The sequence below is a fragment of the Streptomyces sp. MUSC 14 genome (assembly GCF_001866675.1).
Taxonomy (GTDB): domain Bacteria; phylum Actinomycetota; class Actinomycetes; order Streptomycetales; family Streptomycetaceae; genus Streptomyces.
Genome location: NZ_MLYN01000098.1, coordinates 1 through 4,276, shown reverse-complemented (window position 1 = coordinate 4,276; position 4,276 = coordinate 1). Strand labels below are relative to the sequence as shown.

At 72.2% G+C, this 4,276-nt stretch carries 2 protein-coding genes; both read right to left on the bottom strand.

Translation table 11 applies throughout. The annotated features are described in order from the left end of the window. A partial coding sequence (locus BIV25_RS44115; RefSeq protein ID WP_371273148.1) for a type I polyketide synthase occupies nt 1–1,687 on the bottom strand: 1,687 nt, incomplete at its 3' end. Nucleotides 1,688–1,789: 102 nt separating this feature from the next. After that, a partial coding sequence (locus tag BIV25_RS44110; protein ID WP_218158531.1) for an SDR family NAD(P)-dependent oxidoreductase occupies nt 1,790–4,276 on the bottom strand: 2,487 nt, incomplete at its 5' end.

The following is a 4,276-nucleotide window of genomic DNA, read 5'->3' as shown; positions in this document are numbered from 1 at the left end:
CCATACCCCGACGCTGCGCACCCTGACCAGTGAACACAAAAGCCAGACGACCCTCACGGGCAGTGTCCGCAACGACAGCCGGGGACTCCTCACCCGCGGCCAGCGCCGTCAACGCGGCCACCAGTTCCTCACGGTCACCCCCCAGGATCACGGCCCGCTCATCAAGCGCGGCGCGCGTCGTGACCAGCGAGAGTGCCACATCGGCCGTGTCCACGCCCGGCTCCGCCGTCAGGAATGCACCGAGCTTCGCCGCCTGCCCGCGCAGGCCGCCCTCGGTGCGGCCGGAGAGCACAAGGGGCAGCAACGGCAACCGCTCGCCCCGCGCCTCCTCGGCCACAGGCGTGGACTGCGGCGCCTCCTCGATGATGACGTGCGCGTTCGTACCGCTGATGCCGAAGGACGACACCCCCGCCCGACGCGGACGGTCACCCCGAGGCCATTCACGCTCGGTGTTCAGGAGCCTGATCGAGTCGGCCGACCAGTCGACGTGCGGCGACGGTGTGTCCGCGTGCAGGGTGCGCGGCATCGTGCCGTGGCGCATCGCCATCACCATCTTGATGATCCCGCCGACGCCCGCAGCCGCCTGGGTATGGCCGATGTTCGACTTCAGCGAACCCAGCCACAACGGCGAATCCGTGCCGCGTTCCTGGCCGTACGTCGCCAGCAGAGCCTGAACCTCGATCGGGTCGCCCAGCCGGGTGCCGGTGCCGTGGCCCTCCACGACGTCCACCTCGGCGGCCGGCACCCCGGCGCTGGACAGCGCCTGCCGGATGACCCGGCGCTGAGAGGGGCCGTTGGGTGCGGTCAAGCCGTTCGAGGCGCCGTCCTGGTTCACCGCCGAGCCCTTCACCACGGCCAGCACCTCGTGACCGTTGCGCAGGGCGTCGGAGAGCCGTTCCACCAGCAGCACTCCCACGCCCTCGGCCCAGCCCGTGCCGTCCGCGTCCGCGCCGAATGCCTTGCACCGCCCGTCCGGCGACAGCGCGCGCTGCCGGGCGAACTCGATGAGCGAGGCCGGGCCGGACATGATGGTGGCGCCGCCGACCAGCGCGAGCGAGCACTCCCCTGCGCGCAGTGCCTGCGCGGCCAGGTGCAGGGCCACCAGCGACGAGGAGCACGCCGTGTCGACGGTGACCGCAGGACCCTCCAGGCCGAAGGCGTACGACAGCCGGCCGGAGACGACACTGGCGATGTTGCCGGTCAGCACGTAGCCCTCGTAGGCGGACGGGACGGGCCGCATCGAGATGTAGTCCTGGTAGCTGACGCCGATGTAGACGCCGGTCTGGCTGCCGCGCATGGCGTCGGTGCGGATCCCTGCCCGCTCGAACGCCTCCCACGACGTTTCGAGCAGGAGCCGCTGGTGCGGGTCCATCGCGGTCGCCTCACGCGGGGAAATCTTGAAGAACTCGGCGTCGAAGAGGTGCGCGTCGCCGAGGAAGCCGCCGCCCTGCGCGTATGTGGTGCCGACGTGCTCCGGGTCAGGATGGTAGATGTCGTCGATGTCCCAACCGCGCTCGACCGGGAAGCCCGAAATGGCGTCGGTGCCCTCGGCCACGAGCCGCCACAGCTCCTCGGGCGAGTTGGCGTCGCCCGGATAGCGGCAGGCCATGCCGACAATCGCGATCGGCTCACGGCTGCGGGCCTCCACCTCGCCGAGACGCTGCCGGATCCGGTCGTTCTCCTTCAGGGCGTTGCGCAGTGCCCCGACGATCTCGGCGGGAGAGGTGCTGGTCATACGTCGGCTCCTAGACTGATCGCACGAAGTCGGGAGGGGCGGTGCTCGGCACGGTCAGTGCTTGTCGTAGGCGGCCCGGACAAGGTCGGCTACGTCCATCTCGTCGATGGACACGCCCGGTTGACGCTCCGGGGCCGCGAAGTCCTGGGCATGTGAGCGGGCCAGCCCGAGCAGGCTGTCCACGAGCCCGGCCTGCCGCAGCTGCTCCGGGGTGATCGCGGCGAGGGCCGCACGGATCTCGGCGTCGTTCCCGCCGTCCCGCCCGGCCTCGTCGTCCGGGAACAGCTCGGCGAGGACATAGCTCGCGACGGCGGCCGTGGTCGGGTGGTCGAAGGCCAGCGTGCCGGGCAGGGCCAGCCCGGTGGCAGCGCACAGCCGGTTGCGTAGTTGCAGTGCGGCCAGCGAGTCGAAGCCGATCTCCTGGAACGTCTGCGTGGCCTTCACCGCCTTCGGGTCGGCGTGCCCGAGCACCTTGGCGACCTGCGCGCGGATGAGTTCGGTCACCGTGTGGCCCCGTTCCGGGGCCGACAGGCCGACGAGCCGTTCCCGCAGGGCCGGTCCCTCGTGCGGGTCCGCGGCGGGCGACTCGGCGGTCCCGGCCCGGAATTCGGGCACGTTCCGCAGCAGGGTCGCGGACCGGGGCGGGAACTGGGCGGCGATCCGTTCCCAGCGCACGTCTGCGACGACCGCCGTGGCATCCCCCCGCCCCAGCACGTGGAGCAGTGCGGAGAGAGCCGGGTGGGTGGGCATCGGTTCCAGGCCCTGGGCGCTGAGCCGCTGCCCGACGCCGTCCTCGTGAGCCATGCCCGCGCCGGCCCACGGGCCCCACGCGATCGACACGGCCGGCAGCCCCTCGCCTCGGCGGCGTTCGGCGAGCGCGTCCAGCCAGCTGTTGGCCGCCGCATAGTTGCTCTGTCCGGCCGTACCCAGCACCCCGGAGATCGAGGAGAACAGTACGAAGGTGTCCGGGGCGAGGTCACGGGTCAGTTCGTCGAGGTGCAGCGCGCCAAGCGTCTTCGCCCGGAAGACCCGCTCGAACCGGTCCGGGGTGAGCGAGCCGATGATCCCGTCGTCGAGCACACCGGCCGTGTGGAACACCGCGGTCAGCGGCTCTTCGGCAGGCCAGGAGCACAGCAGGGAGGCCAATTGCCCGCGGTCGGCCACGTCGCAGGCGACGACCGACACCGTGGCGCCGAGGGCGGTCAGTTCCGCCGACAGTTCCTCGGCGCCGGGCGCGCCGGGGCCTCTGCGGCTGGTGAGGACGAGGTGTCGTACGCCGTTGCCGGCCAGCCAGCGGGCCACCTCGGCACCGAGTGCCCCGGTGCCGCCGGTGATCAGGGCCGCGCCGCCCGGCTGCCATGGGGTGGCCGGGGCCGCGGGCGTGCGGAGCAGCCTGCGGGCGTGGACTTGGCCGGGGCGTACGGCGGTCTCGGGTTCGCCGCCCTCGGCCAGCACCCCGGCGAGCCGGTCGAGTGCCTCGTCGTCGGCCCAGGCGGGCATGTCCACGACCCCACCCCAGTAGTCCGGGTGTTCCAGGCCGGCCGTACGCCCAAAGCCCTGGACGGCCGCCGCGGCAACCCGTTCGGTCCTCTCCTCCGGCGCGACGGCCACCGTGCCGCTCGTGACACACCAGAGCGGAACCGGCTGTACGAGGTTGCCGATCGCTTGCACGAGCGCGAGCGTCCCGAGCTGCCCCGCCGGCACGGCCGGCCACTGGGGGTGCGCTTCCTCGTCGAAGGCCAGCAGTGACAGCACTCCGCCCGGTTCCACACCGTCCGCGAACTCCTCGGCGAGCAGCGCGGCGAGCGCCGACTGGTCGTAGTGGTCGCGAGGCACGGTCAGCTCGCGGGCGGCGGCACCCCGGGCGCCGAGGGCCTTGGCGACGGCGGCCGACCAGCCGGGCACGTCGCCCTCGGCGGGTACGAGCACCAGCCAGCGCCCGTTCAGCGTGGCGTCGGTTCGTTGGGTCACGGGCCTCCAGCCGACCTGGTACTGCCACTGCGAGGTCTGCTCCGCCGTACGCCGTTGGCCACGCCACGAAGTGAGGGCCGGCAGGACGGTACCGAGCGAGGCACGGCCCTGCTCGTCGATGTCGAGCGCGGTGGCCAGGGCGTCGAGATCGCCGTGCTCGACCAGGTCCCAGAAGCCGTCCTCCGCAGTATCGGCGCGCTTCGGGGCCACCGGGAGCCAGTAGCGCTGGTGGTGGAAGGCGTATGTCGGCAGGTCCACCCGGTTTCCCGCAGGCAGCAACGCCGTCCAGTCGACCGCCACCCCCGCCGCCCACAGACCACCCACCGCGTCCAGAAGGGTGCGCACCTCACCGTGGTCCCGGCGCAGCGCCGGGACCACGGTCACCGGCCGCCCGTCCAGGCACTCCCGCACCATCGGGGTCAACACCGCATCCGGACCCAGCTCCAGGAAACGCGTCACACCCAACCCGTCCAACTCCGCCACCGCATCCCCGAAACGCACCGCCTCACGCACATGGGAAACCCAGAACTCCGGCGTGCTATGACCACCACCCGCCAGCCGGATCACCGG